Source organism: Enterobacter sp. PL_is379 (assembly GCF_055817355.1).
Map to the genome: position 1 here is coordinate 1 of NZ_JBVPGT010000022.1, position 14,474 is coordinate 14,474.

Annotated in this window: 13 protein-coding genes and 4 pseudogenes; 7 read left to right on the top strand and 10 right to left on the bottom strand. The window is 52.0% G+C overall.

Annotated elements, in window-relative coordinates; all coding sequences use genetic code 11:
• Positions 1 to 99 precede the first annotated feature (99 nt).
• The 5 genes and pseudogenes from AC0TOY_RS03900 to AC0TOY_RS03920 all read right to left on the bottom strand — a co-directional run.
• Positions 100 to 690: a tail assembly protein gene (locus tag AC0TOY_RS03900; RefSeq protein WP_157189275.1), complete on the bottom strand. Its 591-nt coding sequence runs from the start codon at positions 688 to 690 to the stop codon at positions 100 to 102.
• Positions 691 to 692: 2 nt separating this feature from the next.
• Positions 693 to 950 (bottom strand): annotated as a pseudogene (locus tag AC0TOY_RS03905) (terminase large subunit domain-containing protein); the annotation flags it as partial.
• Positions 928 to 1,059: pseudogene (locus tag AC0TOY_RS03910) on the bottom strand (terminase small subunit); the annotation flags it as partial. The pseudogenes AC0TOY_RS03910 and AC0TOY_RS03905, both read right to left, overlap by 23 nt.
• 78 nt (positions 1,060 to 1,137) lie before the next feature.
• The gene (locus AC0TOY_RS03915) at positions 1,138 to 1,362 is read right to left on the bottom strand and encodes a class II holin family protein (RefSeq protein ID WP_157189284.1); all 225 of its coding nucleotides are present in this window, start codon (positions 1,360 to 1,362) and stop codon (positions 1,138 to 1,140) included.
• 717 nt (positions 1,363 to 2,079) lie between these two features.
• Positions 2,080 to 2,591: pseudogene (locus AC0TOY_RS03920) on the bottom strand (antitermination protein Q); the annotation flags it as partial.
• An 8-nt stretch (positions 2,592 to 2,599) separates the two neighbouring features.
• On the opposite strand from AC0TOY_RS03920, the gene xisR reads away from it, so the two are divergent.
• From xisR to ttcA, 3 genes and pseudogenes are all read left to right on the top strand, one after another.
• Positions 2,600 to 2,812 (top strand): excisionase family protein, encoded by a 213-nt coding sequence (gene xisR / locus AC0TOY_RS03925; RefSeq protein WP_014884030.1) that lies wholly within the window; start codon positions 2,600 to 2,602, stop codon positions 2,810 to 2,812.
• Between the two features lies 1 nt (position 2,813).
• Positions 2,814 to 3,893, top strand: a pseudogene (locus AC0TOY_RS03930) (Arm DNA-binding domain-containing protein); the annotation flags it as partial.
• Positions 3,894 to 3,928: 35 nt separating this feature from the next.
• A complete protein-coding gene (gene ttcA / locus AC0TOY_RS03935) occupies positions 3,929 to 4,864 on the top strand; it encodes a tRNA 2-thiocytidine(32) synthetase TtcA (protein ID WP_157189285.1) in 936 nt (311 codons plus the stop codon).
• A gap of 42 nt (positions 4,865 to 4,906) precedes the next feature.
• Here ttcA and dbpA read toward each other — a convergent pair whose 3' ends face one another.
• From dbpA to AC0TOY_RS03955, 4 genes are all read right to left on the bottom strand, one after another.
• Positions 4,907 to 6,280, bottom strand: a complete 1,374-nt coding sequence (gene dbpA / locus AC0TOY_RS03940; protein ID WP_032647506.1) for an ATP-dependent RNA helicase DbpA — start codon at positions 6,278 to 6,280, stop codon at positions 4,907 to 4,909.
• 27 nt (positions 6,281 to 6,307) lie between these two features.
• Positions 6,308 to 6,490 (bottom strand): proline-rich small protein YnaL, encoded by a 183-nt coding sequence (ynaL, locus tag AC0TOY_RS03945; protein WP_071787463.1) that lies wholly within the window; start codon positions 6,488 to 6,490, stop codon positions 6,308 to 6,310.
• A gap of 273 nt (positions 6,491 to 6,763) precedes the next feature.
• Positions 6,764 to 7,747, bottom strand: a complete 984-nt coding sequence (zntB, locus tag AC0TOY_RS03950; protein ID WP_024907164.1) for a zinc transporter ZntB — start codon at positions 7,745 to 7,747, stop codon at positions 6,764 to 6,766.
• A gap of 156 nt (positions 7,748 to 7,903) precedes the next feature.
• Positions 7,904 to 9,046 carry a methyl-accepting chemotaxis protein gene (locus AC0TOY_RS03955; RefSeq protein WP_267214930.1) on the bottom strand — a complete coding sequence of 381 codons (1,143 nt, stop codon included), beginning with the start codon at positions 9,044 to 9,046 and terminating at the stop codon, positions 7,904 to 7,906.
• A gap of 456 nt (positions 9,047 to 9,502) precedes the next feature.
• Here AC0TOY_RS03955 and AC0TOY_RS03960 point away from each other — a divergent pair, with 456 nt between their 5' ends.
• The 4 genes from AC0TOY_RS03960 to AC0TOY_RS03975 all read left to right on the top strand — a co-directional run bounded on the left by AC0TOY_RS03960 (position 9,503) and on the right by AC0TOY_RS03975 (position 13,956).
• The gene (locus AC0TOY_RS03960) at positions 9,503 to 11,632 is read left to right on the top strand and encodes a putative bifunctional diguanylate cyclase/phosphodiesterase (RefSeq protein ID WP_148769245.1); all 2,130 of its coding nucleotides are present in this window, start codon (positions 9,503 to 9,505) and stop codon (positions 11,630 to 11,632) included.
• Between the two features lie 92 nt (positions 11,633 to 11,724).
• Positions 11,725 to 12,957 carry a sensor domain-containing diguanylate cyclase gene (locus AC0TOY_RS03965; RefSeq protein ID WP_267216368.1) on the top strand — a complete coding sequence of 411 codons (1,233 nt, stop codon included), beginning with the start codon at positions 11,725 to 11,727 and terminating at the stop codon, positions 12,955 to 12,957.
• 74 nt (positions 12,958 to 13,031) lie between these two features.
• Complete coding sequence (locus AC0TOY_RS03970; protein ID WP_061715006.1) at positions 13,032 to 13,172, top strand: Ecr family regulatory small membrane protein; 141 nt, start codon at positions 13,032 to 13,034, stop codon at positions 13,170 to 13,172.
• Between the two features lie 217 nt (positions 13,173 to 13,389).
• Positions 13,390 to 13,956, top strand: a complete 567-nt coding sequence (locus AC0TOY_RS03975; protein ID WP_061714998.1) for a DJ-1/PfpI family protein — start codon at positions 13,390 to 13,392, stop codon at positions 13,954 to 13,956.
• Positions 13,957 to 14,089: 133 nt separating this feature from the next.
• On the opposite strand, the gene AC0TOY_RS03980 is transcribed toward AC0TOY_RS03975, so the two are convergent.
• Entirely contained in the window at positions 14,090 to 14,428 is a 339-nt protein-coding gene (locus AC0TOY_RS03980) for an STAS domain-containing protein (protein WP_061715005.1), read from the bottom strand.
• Positions 14,429 to 14,474 lie beyond the last annotated feature (46 nt).

The following is a 14,474-nucleotide window of genomic DNA, read 5'->3' on the forward strand; positions in this document are numbered from 1 at the left end:
CTGAAAATAAGGAAGTACAAAGGAAAAGAGTAGGTATTTTTTTCATTTTTGAATCTAAGCTCAAGTTACCCCATATTAAGTAAGCCCATTACAGCATGCTTACTGCTGATCTTCAACATAGATACCGGCGGAGATGATCGCGCCACCGATGCGGCGCTTGCCGTAAAGGAGCGGCACAGGATTACCCTGGGCTGTCGTATTGGTTACTCCCCCAAAGGCATAACTGGCCTTGTTGTCTGCCGATTGCTTGCTGGCAAGTCCGGTTGTCTGTGGAGAAAGCATTTGAACGACACCGCCAAGGGCCATCGCAGCGCCAAATTGCATTAGAGGAACGCCGACAGTACCACCGCCAAAGTATGACGCCACAGCACCAACTGCGACCAAAGCCACGCCTAAGATAGTCTGGAATACTCCACCACGTTTACTCCCGAGGATAACCGGCGCAATACGGATATCAGCACTACTCTGATCCATAGAGAGTTCGTCATCGTTCAGGTTACGCTTTCCACTAAATACAGCGTAAGTAAGCCCGCGCTGCTTACTGGTATTCAAAAACCGCTCGAAGCCTGGCACAATAACGCACAATGCGCGGATGGCTTCTTTTGGTGAAGCTACCGAAAGTCGGAATTCGCGGCCAAACGTAGTACCCAAAACACCATATAGGCGAACAGTACGGACGGATTCGCACATTATCCCTCCTGCATGATTAGGCTTTTATGCCTGACAATTTTCATGGTTCTCTCCATCCAGTAGAAGATGTCACGGATCTGCGGGTACGTCGGCGCGAAATAACCCTGGTTAATCTTCGGGTGTTCCCACATCCCTTTGCAGATGCCGCCACACCCCACCCACGTCTTACCGGAACCGAACCCGGCAACGTAGGCTTTGAACTTGTGCTGCATTGCGAGGAAGCGCGCCTGAGGAATGTTAAGTGTCGGGCTGATCCCCATCGTCTGCCCTCGCATCCACTACGCTGATATTGATTGCAACTGGCGTTGGTTCATCGTCCTCACCATCACCGGCCAGTTCTTTACGGAGTTTCTCGACCATCGTCGCCCTTCCAGACCATCTGCATTGCCCAGCATGACAGCTGCAATAGAGATTGCACCTGATCCGCCAACAATGGCGCCCACCAGCTTATTTCTGAGTGTCGGGTTCATCTCGGTTCCTACTGCGGCGGTTGTCTTCGCGGATTTTGAAATAGAGATTTGTTAGATACGTCAGTACGGCAACAATGATGCCCACCAGCACGCCGATAGCGTTCCACTGTTCGGGACTGTAGGCATTCAGCATGCCGTTTAGGATGCTACCGGCTGAAGCGCCGTAAGCAGCACCTGTGGTTAGTTTGTCCATGCGATACATACTCTCACCTCGCGTAGTTAGCGGGTGCTGTGTGTTTGAAAAGGGTCAGTCCGTCGGGACGATTTAACAAGAAGGCGTGTCGATGATGGTTCTTGGAGCCTGAAATAAAAAAGCCAGCGACAGGCTGGCAATGTGAGGGTAAGGCAATGAACAGGATATTATTTAGAACCAAGCGACCTATAAGCTAGCTAAACAGATGGCATTTGTGTAAAACGATGACATCAATCAGCAGGTGTTCATCGTGAAATACATTCGGTTAATTTTAAGGCTCATAACAGTATCACTTTATGTGTTTCTGGTTGTTTTTGGCTCTGGATTTGTAGGTTCGAGTACAGCCAATGCAATTAATCTTGAAACACTTAACCTAAATTACTCATTAATCGCAAAGGACTCGGCGGTATACGCACTCTGCGCAACCGGTGCGACATTAGTTGTTCCACCTGTCCTATATTTAATCCAACATTATGTCTGGCCAGTGTTGAAGTTTATCGGCTTGAAGATTCGCTTATTCTTCCATGGATACTAAAAGGCTCGCAGCTAGCGAAGCATCGCTTATTTTTCCGTTACAGCGCTAGCTCTTCAATAATTCATAAATCGCCAGAAGCAAAAAGCCCCACGGGGTTAACCGCAGGGCTTTAAACGAAGGCAATAACCCATCATTAGAGCAAAATTACCACAGTTTCGGGAAAAGTAAATAGCTCACGATAAATTCATGCCCTATTTAGTTATCTTCTTGAGCTGCGCTTCTGCCCATGCCTCTTCGATGTCAAACTTTGTAATCAACTGATCGTAGAATGGCTTAACAGACTTCTTCCAGGTATCGAGGGTGATTGCATCCGTTATCTGGCACATCGCGGCGTAAGCCTCAGTTGATGGAATTCGTTCATACCCGCGCCCGCTGCAGCGCTTACAATCGGTCAGAACCGGAACGCCCTGCGTTCTGTAAGAGCCTGATTAAAGGCTTTCCCGCGTCCATGGCAATCTTTACAGGCGCAACTTACAACCTTCTTACCCTTACACTGAGGGCATAGAACGCGCGCTACCTCCCTGACCTGCCTCCGAACCTCATACTCAGAAGGTCGAATATCTTCGACACCCATACTCAGCGACATCTTCACGAATTTCTTCTCTTTTGCCGGAATGTGGGACTTCATGCTGAAAACCTCAGCGTCAATAAACCCTGCCCCTTTGCAGCCATCGCACTGCTTCACGCTGGCGGCGCTACCTGAGGTGAACCATGTCGCAGGTAATTTTTAACGAAGAATGGGTTGTTGGCGCCAGGCTCACAGAAAAAACAGGCCTGACCGAACGACAGATTGAGAAGTATCGCCAGGGCTGTTGGGTGGAAGGTGTCCATTTTAAACGAGTTTCTCCTTCCGGAGAAAAAACCTTGCGTGGCACAACCTGGTACAACTATCCGAGAATTAATCAGTTAATAAGGGATGCGTAAGATGGCAGCTTTGCCTACAGGTGTCGAAATCAGAAACAATAAGATTTGTATCTGGTTTATGTACCGGGGAAAGCGTTGCCGCGAAATTCTCAAAGGTTGGATTAACACCCCGGCGAACATCAAAAAAGCCGGGAATCTTCGGGCTGTGATCGTTAGTGAGATCAACCTTGGAGAGTTTGATTACCACCAGCGCTTTCCTTCATCGTCCAGAGCAAAAAAAACCGTAACCACTGTTTCAGTTCAAACCTTTTCAGAGCTGTGTGAACTGTGGACGAGCATTAAAGAAACCGAAATTAGCGCGAATACCATGCGTAAGACGCGCTCACAACTCGGTACGTTAATGCACATCATTAACGGAGATACGCCTGTTTCAACTATACGCCACAGCGACATTCTTAAATACAGAAAGGAGCTGTTGAACGGTGAGACACTTTACCTGGCAAATCCCAGAAGTAACAAACAGGGACGCACTGTGCGTACCGTAAACAACTATATATCGCTTCTGTGCTCCCTTCTTCGGTTTGCACACAAATCTGGCTTTATCAGTGGCAAACCTTTTGAAGGGATCAAGAAACTACACAAAGGGAAAGTAAAACCGGATCCTTTAACGAAGCAGGAGTTTAGTTTGCTTGCGGAATCCGAGCGTGGGCAAAGCCTCAATATGTGGACGTTCGCAGTTTATACTGGTGTCCGTCATGGAGAGCTTGCAGCTCTTGCCTGGGAAGATATCGACTGGGAAAAGGTACGGCTCATATACCAGCGCAACCTTAATGCGCTAGGAATGTTCGTCCCACCAAAAACCGATGCAGGTGATCGAGTTATCACGCTATTAGAGCCAGCACTAGAGGCCTTGAAGGCACAGCGTACGCTGACTTCGTTACAGCCCAAAACCGAGATTGTTTTTCATCACCGTGAGTATGGTGCGATGGAATATCAAAACCTGCGATTTGTTTTCATGCCCAGGATGCGCAAGGGCATACAGAAGGCCTACTACTCTTTATCGAGTATCGGCTCCAGATTTAACGCAGCTGCAAAACGTGCTGGTATTCGCCGCCGGAATCCGTACCATACGCGGCATACAATTTTTGCCCCTGCTGGCTCCGAAGGTAGTACTCAATGCAAGAGAATCAAGAGATTAACAAAAAAGAGCAATACAACCTGAATAAACTGCAAAAGCGACTGCGCCGTAACGTGGGCGAAGCCATTGCAGACTTCAACATGATTGAAGAAGGCGACCGCATCATGGTTTGCCTGTCAGGGGGTAAAGACAGCTACACCATGCTGGAGATCCTGCGTAATCTTCAGCAAAGTGCGCCGGTGAAATTTTCCCTGGTGGCGGTCAACCTTGATCAGAAGCAACCGGGTTTCCCGGAGCACATTCTGCCGGAATACCTCGAGAAGCTGGGCGTTGAGTACAAAATCGTCGAAGAAAATACCTACGGTATTGTGAAAGAGAAAATCCCGGAAGGGAAAACCACCTGCTCTCTGTGCTCTCGCCTGCGCCGCGGCATTCTGTATCGTACCGCGACGGAGCTGGGCGCGACCAAAATTGCGCTGGGCCATCACCGCGACGATATCCTGCAAACGCTGTTCCTCAATATGTTCTACGGCGGCAAAATGAAAGGCATGCCGCCTAAACTGATGAGCGATGACGGTAAACACATTGTGATCCGCCCGCTTGCCTACTGTCGTGAAAAAGACATTGAGCGTTTTTCTCAGGCTAAAGAGTTCCCGATCATTCCATGTAACCTTTGCGGCTCTCAGCCGAACCTGCAGCGTCAGGTGATTGGCGATATGCTGCGCGACTGGGATAAGCGTTATCCGGGTCGTATCGAAACTATGTTCAGCGCGATGCAGAACGTTGTCCCTTCCCATCTCGCGGATGTGGAACTGTTCGACTTCAAAGGCATCAACCATGACTCAGACGTGGTGAATGGCGGCGATCTGGCGTTTGACCGGGAAGATATTCCCATGCAGCCAGCCGGCTGGCAGCCGGAAGAAGATGACAATCAGTTTGAAGAGCTGCGTCTGAACGTGCTTGAAGTGAAGTAAGCGAGTAGCGTCTCAGAAACACCTTCTGAGACGCTTCATTCTTTATTTCAGCAGACGTACGCGACAGGTTTTACCCTTAATTTTCCCGTTCTGCAGCTGCTTCCATGCCTTATGGGCCACCGCCTGGCGAACCGCTACGTAGACATGCGCCGGATGAACCGCAATCTTACCGATATCCGCTCCGTCCAGTCCCACATCTCCGGTCAGCGCGCCTAATACGTCACCTGGACGCATCTTGGCTTTTTTACCGCCATCAATGCAAAGCGTCGCCATTTCGGCTTCCAGCGGCACCAGGCTGACGCCAGCAGGGGCATTCATCCAGTTCAGCTTCATCTGCAGCATCTCAGAGAGAATATTGGCGCGCTGCGCCTCTTCCGGTGCGCAGAGGCTGATCGCCAGACCGCTGTTTCCTGCACGTGCGGTACGGCCAATACGGTGCACGTGCACTTCGGGATCCCACGCCAGCTCAAAGTTCACCACCAGCTCAAGGGATTTAATATCCAGACCGCGCGCAGCGACGTCGGTTGCGACAAGAACACGGGCGCTGCCGTTAGCGAATCGAACCAGCGTCTGATCGCGATCGCGCTGTTCCAGATCGCCATGCAGCGACAGTGCGCTCTGCCCGGCGGCATTGAGGGTATCACAGACCGACTGACAGTCTTTTTTGGTATTACAGAACACCACGCAGGAGGCAGGCTGATGCTGGCTCAGCAATTTCTGCAGGAGCGGAATTTTCCCCTGCTGTGAGGTTTCAAAGAACTGCTGCTCGATAGCGGGCAGCGCATCTACGCTGTCGATTTCAATGGTGAGTGGATTTTTCTGCACGCGCCCGCTGATGGCGGCGATAGCGTCCGGCCAGGTTGCAGAGAACAGCAGCGTCTGACGGTCGGTGGGTGCGAAACGGATCACCTCGTCAATCGCATCGCTGAAGCCCATGTCCAGCATGCGATCGGCCTCATCCATGACCAGCGTTTGTAGCGCATCCAGCGAGACGGTGCCTTTTTGCAGATGATCGAGCAGGCGGCCAGGCGTGGCGACAATAATGTGCGGCGCATGCTGGAGTGAATCACGCTGCGCGCCGAACGGCTGTCCGCCGCAGAGGGTTAAAATCTTGGTATTGGGCAGGAAACGCGCCAGGCGACGCAGTTCACCCGCAACCTGATCTGCCAGTTCGCGGGTCGGGCACAGCACCAGAGACTGGGTCTGAAAAAGCGCCGCATCAATATGCTGCAACAGGCCGAGGCCGAATGCCGCCGTTTTCCCGCTGCCCGTTTTCGCCTGTACGCGCACGTCACGGCCCTCGAGGATGGCAGGCAACGCGGCCGCCTGAACAGGCGTCATCGTGAGGTATCCCAGCTCGTTGAGGTTATCGAGCTGGGCAGCGGGCAAAACATTCAGGGTAGAAAAAGCGGTCACAATAGTCTCTCGTGGTCATCTTTGCAGTCAGATGGCGCGTATCCTCGCAGATCTCGCGGTTCGATGCGACAATTTAATCGGTTCTTCATCTGGCGGCGGGTCGGGCATTGGCTGTGGGCGCGGGATGGGATCGGGCATGGGCACCGGATCGCTGGGGATAGGATCGGATTGACGCGATTGTTGCAGTAGCAGAGCGTTCAGGATGCTCATCATTCCCTCCAGAATTTACTGTCGTCCCTTTTAGGGTAGACGTTGAGAATCAGGAGGCAAAAAAAAGCCGACTATGAAGTCGGCGTCGTACGAATCAATTGTGCTATGCAGTAATTCAAAAAAGGAAGTAAGACAATATGGAGCGCAACGCCCATCGCTTGACGTTGCATTCACCTGCGGGAGTAATATTGCACCTTACGGGGTAGATGTTTATTGACTTCGCTCAATTAAAAGAGCGTTTTGATCCCGGTAAAAGCTGGAAAAAGCGTAAATTTACAGCCATTTACTACGATGCAACCACCATGCAACACCGCCTATCAAAACAACTAACATGACGCAAAACGCGGTAAAACCATAGCGATAGGCATTGCCCGGGATACCGCCCAGGTTTACGCCAAACAGCCCGGTAAGAAACGTGCTGGGCAAAAAGACCATCGCCATCAGGGACATCGTGTAGGTTCTTCTCGCCAGCGACTCCTGCATCACCTGCGCGATCTCGTCCGCCATCACCGCCGTTCTGGCAATACAGGAATCAATCTCGTCCAGCCCGCGCCCCAGCCTGTCAGCAATATCCTGCATTCTGCGTCGCTGATCGTCATTCATCCAGGCAAGTCTTTCGCTGGCCAGACGCGCGTACACGTCGCGCTGCGGCGTCATATAGCGGCGCATCACAATTAGCTGCTTACGCAACAGGGCCAGAAAACCGCGCGGCGGGATCTGCTGATCGAGCAGGTTATCTTCCAGGTCGATGATTTTGTCGTGCAGTTCTTCGATAAATTCGCTCGCGTGATCGGTAAGCGCGTCACAGACGTCCACCAGCCAGCTGCCGCAGTCGATCGGCCCGGTGCCCTCTTTCAGATCGTTTACGATGTCATCCAGCGCCAGGACTTTACGCTGTCGGGTGGAGACAATCAGTCCATCGTCCATATATACCCGCATCGCAACCAGCTGGTCCGGACGTTCATCCGTGCTGCCGTTAATGCAGCGCAGGGTGATCAGCGTACCGTCCCCCATTCGGCTCACGCGCGGCCGCAGGCTTTCACCCGCCAGCGCATCGCGCACGTTATTTGGCAAGAGCGGGGTCGAAGCGAGCCAGTCAGCGCTGTCCGGGTGGGTATAGTTCAGATGTAGCCAGCAGGGATGCGCACTGTCGATCACATCATTATCTTCCAGCGGTCGCGCACCGCCGCGGCCGTCCAGCACCCACGCAAAAACTGCGTCAGGAACGTTAAGTTCAGATCCTTTAATGCTTTCCACAGCGCCTCCACCTTTTAAGCTCTTTTGGTGTCAGTCTAGCGTCCATCGGGGGTTAAGCAACAACTATGTCTCCCATCGCGCTGATATCGTTCAGGAAATGTACATGCTGGACAGAGGCGTAAAAAAAAGCCTGGCATGCCAGGCTTTGAGATTCAGTCAGAGTGAGTGCTCTGGCCGCTGGAAGAAGGATGCCGAGCCGCCTGGTAATGAGGAAGAAGAGCCCTGGTCAAGTCTGAAATTACGCGTGCGGGCCTGCAGCTCAATGACCTGATTGCGCAGGACATCAGAGGATCCGTTGAGTTCCTCAGCCATCGCCACGTTGCTTTGCGTGACCCGCTCCAGCTCCGAAAGGGCCAGCGTGATCTGAGAAATGCCTTTTTCCTGCTCTGACGTCGACGCGGAAATGTCGTCCATTAAGCGACTGACATTCCCCGAGCCCGTCACGATTTCATGCATATTCTTCTCTGCCTGCGAAACAACGGTAGCGCCCTGCGTGACGTTACTGCTGGTGACTTCAATCAGCGCTTTGATATTCTTCGCGGCCTCTGCGCTGCGGTGTGCCAGGTTTCTTACCTCTTCCGCAACGACAGAAAAACCTTTTCCATGATCGCCTGCCCTTGCCGCCTCAACGGCCGCGTTGAGCGCCAGAATATTGGTCTGGAACGCAATGCCGTCAATCAACGAAATAATCTCCGTCATCTGCTGGGCGCATTCGGTAATGGACTGCATATTGTTGGCGACCTGCCCCATCAGCTCCCCACCCTTGCGCGCCTGCAGCGTCGCCACATTAGCTTGTTCGCTCGCCAGGCGGGTGTTATCGGCATTGTTTTTAGTACTCGCCGCCATTTGCTCCATGCTGGCTGCGGTTTGCACTAAAGACGCAGACTGCTGCTCGGTTTTCACCGAAAGCTGAGCGCTACGTGCCGAGAGTTGATCCGATAAGGTCATCGCGGTCTGCGACGACGCCCTGATCTCGCGCACCAGCGTCGCAATGTTGCCGGAGAGGCTGTTTATCCCCGGGATGAGTCGGCCGGCACAGTTATTGCCAAATTCAGGGATAGAGACACCAAGATTACCTGCTGTCACCTCTTCAATACTCTTCTTCACCGTATTGATCGGCGTCACAAGATACTTCGTCATATAGACCCAGAGCAAAAATAGCGCAATGAAGTTGATGACATTAAGCGAAATAAAGAGAGAAGGATTGCTGGAAAATAGAACAACGACACCTGCATTCACCAAAAAAAGAGATAAAAGGAACCCAATAATAAAGGTCCTGACACTAATATTTTTTAGCATGATAATACCCACGTTTTATATTTTGGTCGGCATTAAGACTTATAGCATTGGCTCAGACGTTTTTCCTCGCAAACTTCACGGGTTTGTTTTTTCGCCGTTAGCATCCTGAGATTTGCCTTAAGTCAGACAAAAAGAGTGTATTAGTGAAAATGTTCTGCGCAGGATGCTGTGATACTGGTCTCTCGCCATCTTAAGCGATAGTATCGCCCGCGGTGAGACGATACGATCGCCCTCATATTTAAGGAGCTTTGCTACTTTTATTCGTTTTTGTTTAGCAATGCTTAATACATTAACAATGGAATATATTTTATATTCTTAATAAGTTTTAGAGTATTAATATGACTGGTCATTTTTCACGATAAATAACTAATATGGTTTGAATGCGCATGTTCGTTGCCCGATAAAGATGTACCCGGCAGGCGAAATCGGTAACCCTCTCAGGCGTGGGATTGCATAATGCTCAATATATCGTGGGACCCTGTGTTAATCGCTATCTCTTATCTGGTGGCGTTTATCGCCTCCTTTGTGGCGCTGGACAGCGCCGGAAAGATCCCCCTTTCCAGCCGAAAGGCTGCCCTGTTCTGGCGTATTGCCGGTGGGGTTACGCTGGGCATTGGCATTTGGTCGATGCACTTTATCGGCATGCTGTCGATGCAAATGCCCATGATGATGAGCTACGACCTCTGGTTAACCCTTGCATCGCTAGGCGTCGCGGTTATTGCGTCGACCACGGCCCTTGATATTGCCGTCGCGGGAAAAAAACGGTCTCTTTTTCGCCCCATCGTTGCCACCGCGATCCTGAGCGCAGGCGTAGTATCCATGCACTATATCGGTATGGCGGCCCTGATGCTGGATGGCAGCATCATCTGGGATCGCCGTATTGTGGGGTTGTCCGTGGTCATTGCCGTGGTGGCTTCCGGCACGGCGCTGCGGCTGGCTTTCCGTCTGCGAGATAAACACAAAGGCGTCTTTATCGATCGTCTTCTCGCGGCCCTGGTCATGGCCGCCGCCATTTGTGCGATGCACTATACCGGCATGAGTGCCGCGCATTACCCGGAAATGTCGCATACCCTCCCCGGCGGGATCGGCGAACTGGGGTTATCCATCTGGGTTTCGGTCACCACGCTCTGCCTGCTTGGCGTGATGTTAATTATTTCCCTTGTCGATTCTCACCGACGTACCGGCCGGCTGACGGACAATCTGCGGCAGCTCAATCGTCAGCTTGAGCTACAGGCGCGCTTTGACGCGCTCACCGGACTCGCGAATCGCCACCAGATGGATCTCCGTATGCAGGACTGCCTGCGCAGCGCGTTGCTGAGTAACAGGCAATTTGCCGTCATTTTCCTGAACGTCGATCATTTCAAACGCGTCAACGATACCTGGGGTCACAGCGTCGGCGATGAGTTATTGATCACCGTCGCACAGCGCATCACGGCCCGACTCACGCGTGAGATGACCCTGGCAAGACTGGGAGGAGACGCCTTTATCCTGCTGGTGCCGGAATGTGATGACGACAAGCTCAACGCCCTGCTCACTTCACTGCTCGGGGATGTACGACGCCCTCTGTCTGTTTGCGGACATACGTTGAGCACGACGATCAGCGCGGGCGTCAGCCTCTATCCTCAGGATGGCGAAACGCTGCACGAGCTCAAACTTAAGGCGGATGCAGCCTTACATCATGTCAAAGACGATGGGCGCAACGGCTGGGCGATTTATCAGTCCGAGATGTCAACAGCGATCCCGGCGAAACCCGGTTTCCTGCAGGAACTTTCTCAGGCGCTTGAACGCGATCAGTTTGAACTGTGGTACCAGCCCACCTGGCATGCGGGAGAGAAAACCATTCATGGTTTTGAAGCCCTTCTGCGCTGGCGGCATCCTGAGCAAGGCGTTGTACTGCCAGGTCTGTTTATCCCCTCGCTCGAGCAAACAGGCTTAATTATCCCGGTGGGCAACTGGGCCATTGAAGCGGCATGCCGGCAGCTGCATTTCTGGACTGAACAAGGGTTCAGCCAGTGGACGTTGTCGCTTAACCTATCCCCCGTCCAGTTCGAACAGCCGGACATTTTCCCTATCATCTCGTCGATGCTGGAAAAATATAACTTGTCTCCGTCCCGGCTGATCCTTGAGGTAACTGAGAGCACCGCACTTAAAAATCTCGACCGCAGCATTGAGTTGCTCAATACGTTTAATCACGCAGGGATCACCGTCTCGATTGATGATTTCGGTACGGGCTATTCCAACCTGCTGATGCTGAGCGTGCTTCCGGCTAAAGAACTTAAGATCGACAGAAGCTTCGTAACCTCGATGCTGGAAAATGAAAAAAGCTACAAGCTGGTTGAAACCATCATCAGTATCGCCCGGACCATGGAAATGAATGTGGTGGCAGAAGGGATCGAAACGGAAGAACAGGAGGCGGTCCTCACCCGTCTCGGCTGCGATTATCTGCAGGGGTACCTTTTCTCCCGCCCCTTACCTGCCGAACAGGTACCGTGGCTGCTGCTGCAAATAAACTCGGACAAACAAATTATACCAATTGGTAAAATTCATTCGGAAAACGCATTTGCTTCACAAAAAAATCATGCCTGACGGGATGAAGTGGAGTATGTTTCAAAGCAGTACACGCGAGTCAATTCTGTCATACATGTCAGCCACAGTGTGCCAATGAACAGGAAATGCCTATGTCGCAACCTTGTTTTGATGCGTTGAATGTAATTAAAACACCCGTGTGGCTCATTTCACCCGTGTCGGAACAGATCATTTTTGCGAATGTGGCCGCAACGCAGGTCATGGGGGATAAAACGCTCGATGACCTGCGCAAAGGCACCTATTCTGCGAATGCGCAACCCCTCCTGTCGATGTATGTACCTGAACTGAAAACAGATCAGGAGATCGTCGAAATCTGGACAATCAGCTGGGATGGCCAGAATACGCCGTTAAGCTGTCGTCTCTCGCTTGCCCACTACGCCCCCTGGGGTGACGTGATTGTTTTCGAGGGGACCTCACCACAATTACTCTCAGGATTGAAGGCCAGCCGTTCCGCCACCTACCGGCGGAAAAAACAGGGATTTTATGCGCGCTTTTTTCTGACCAACAGCGCCCCGATGCTGCTGATCGATCCTGCCCGCGATGGTCAAATCGTCGATGCGAATCTGGCTGCACTCAATTTTTATGGCTATTCACACGACGACATGTGCAGTAAGCATACCTGGGAAATTAATACCCTGGGGCGGGATGTGATGCCCATTATGACGGCGATTGCCGCGCTGCCCGGTGGTCATAAGCCGCTCAATTTTGTTCACCGCCTGGCCGATGGATCCACCCGCCACGTTCAGACGTATGCCGGGCCCATTGAGATCTACGGCGACAAGCTGATGCTGTGCATCATTCACGATATCACCGAGCAGAAAAGGCTGGAGCAGGAGCTGGAGCATGCGGCGTTACGTGACTCCATGACCGGGCTACTCAACCGGCGCCAGTTCTATGCCATTACCGATCAAAACAGCCTCAATTATCTTCCAGCGCAACAGCAATTTAGCCTGCTGCTGGTGGATACCGACCATTTCAAAAATATTAACGATCTGTTCGGTCATCTGAAAGGTGATGAGGTGCTTATCGCCCTCTCGCGAACGCTCGAAGCCTGTAGTCGGGAGGGCGACATGGTGTTCCGCTGGGGTGGCGAAGAGTTCGTAATTCTGCTGCCGCGCACTTCTCTCGACACCGCGTTGCAGATTGCCGAGTCGATCCGTGCAGCCGTAGCCCGCATTACGATTCCGGGCTTACCGCGGTTTACCGTCAGCATTGGCGTGGCGCGGCACGATCAGGGGGAGAGTATTGATGAGCTGTTTAAGCGTGTGGACGATGCCCTGTATCGCGCTAAAAATGACGGACGCAATAAAGTCCTTGCTGCATGAAACTGGAGTATCCAGTAAAGCCCCGCTACAATGCCCACCTCGAATCAATTAGCTTCAGGTGGGTTAAAGCTGCAATGGGAAAAACAGAAATAATACTCACCTTAATTATTTTACTCCTTATTATATTTGGCTTCTGGTTTATTTTTAGCGGTGAGGTCTGGTATCTCGTCGAATTCCTTGAAAATAGCCTTTACCCGACCTTCGACGCACCGTAACGCACGTTTAATCGCTTGTTTCACCTACCGAATATGTCAGGTATCTGCTTCCCTTACAGCCGCGTAAAATACGCGGCGTTATCCTCCAACAACGTTGATAACGAATCACTTATTCATTTGCTTATGTTGCCCGTGCTCTGACGGGCTTTTTTATTTCCGGCAATTCAGCCACGCCAGGCTATATCTTAATCATCTTTATTGAAAAAGGTGAGGAATGATGAGCAAGAAGATCCTGATGCTGGTTGGCGACTACGCCGAAGATTACGAGACCATGGTGCCTTTTCAGGCTTTGCAGATGATTGGCCATCAAGTAGATGCAGTCTGTCCCAACAAACCAAAGGGCGACTACATCATGACGGCAATCCATGATTTCGACGGCGCCCAGACCTATAGCGAAAAACCCGGTCACCGCTTTACCCTCAACGCCGACTTTTCCACCGTCAAGGAACAGGATTACGACGCGCTGCTCATCCCCGGCGGGAGAGCGCCCGAGTATCTGCGGCTAAATGAGGACGTGTTAAAGCTGGTGCAGGCATTTGACGCCGCGCGTAAGCCGATTGCGGCAGTGTGCCACGGCCCGCAGCTGCTCGCTGCCGCGGGCATCCTGAAAGGACGAACCTGTAGCGCCTACCCGGCCTGCGCGCCTGAGGTGCGCCTCGCCGGAGGACACTACGCCACTATCGGCATCGATCAGGCCCACGTAGACGGCAACCTGGTGACGGCTCCCGCCTGGCCCGCGCATCCGCAGTGGCTGGCGAAGTTTAGTGCGTTATTAGCACAATAGCGCGCCGGTATCAGCCCGAGCGAATACCGTGCGGGTGGAGCGGAGCCATGTTTTCAGGACTGGCGCGAGAATGCGTCAGTTCTCGTTTTAACCGTTGGCAAATCCCGCTTTCTCCCCGAAGAGCGCTGTGATATTAGCCCATCAACACCTGCAGGGCATCCTGCCGATTGGCCTTAATAGAAAAAATACGATCCATCCTGGTCAGCTTAAAGAGATCGTTTGTATTGCTGTTAAGCGAACACAGCACCAGCTCACCCTTGCCGTTTAAACTCTTGAGTATGGATACCAGCGCGCCGAGACAGCTGCTGTCAATAAAATCTACGTGGCTGAAATCCAGCAATATCTTTTTATTGCTTTTTTCAATCACCTCCAGCACCTGCTGCTTAAAGGTCTGCTCGACAGAAGCATCCAGCCTGCGAACCAGCGGAACGACAATCTGTACGTCATTTTCACTCTGTATTTCAAAGTTCATAATCACCCTCACATCAGGCGTAACGTGTTCCCGAATGCAGATCTTA

Coding starts and splice junctions, on each gene's coding strand:
- xisR (WP_014884030.1), top strand. CDS start 2,600: ATGTCGCAGGTAATTTTTAACGAAGAATGGGTTGTTGGCGCCAGGCTC.
- AC0TOY_RS03900 (WP_157189275.1), bottom strand. CDS start 690: ATGTGCGAATCCGTCCGTACTGTTCGCCTATATGGTGTTTTGGGTACT.
- AC0TOY_RS03965 (WP_267216368.1), top strand. CDS start 11,725: ATGTCGCAACCTTGTTTTGATGCGTTGAATGTAATTAAAACACCCGTG.
- ynaL (WP_071787463.1), bottom strand. CDS start 6,490: ATGAGCATCCTGAACGCTCTGCTACTGCAACAATCGCGTCAATCCGAT.
- AC0TOY_RS03955 (WP_267214930.1), bottom strand. CDS start 9,046: ATGCTAAAAAATATTAGTGTCAGGACCTTTATTATTGGGTTCCTTTTA.
- AC0TOY_RS03980 (WP_061715005.1), bottom strand. CDS start 14,428: ATGAACTTTGAAATACAGAGTGAAAATGACGTACAGATTGTCGTTCCG.
- AC0TOY_RS03915 (WP_157189284.1), bottom strand. CDS start 1,362: ATGTATCGCATGGACAAACTAACCACAGGTGCTGCTTACGGCGCTTCA.
- AC0TOY_RS03960 (WP_148769245.1), top strand. CDS start 9,503: ATGCTCAATATATCGTGGGACCCTGTGTTAATCGCTATCTCTTATCTG.
- AC0TOY_RS03975 (WP_061714998.1), top strand. CDS start 13,390: ATGAGCAAGAAGATCCTGATGCTGGTTGGCGACTACGCCGAAGATTAC.
- ttcA (WP_157189285.1), top strand. CDS start 3,929: ATGCAAGAGAATCAAGAGATTAACAAAAAAGAGCAATACAACCTGAAT.
- AC0TOY_RS03970 (WP_061715006.1), top strand. CDS start 13,032: ATGGGAAAAACAGAAATAATACTCACCTTAATTATTTTACTCCTTATT.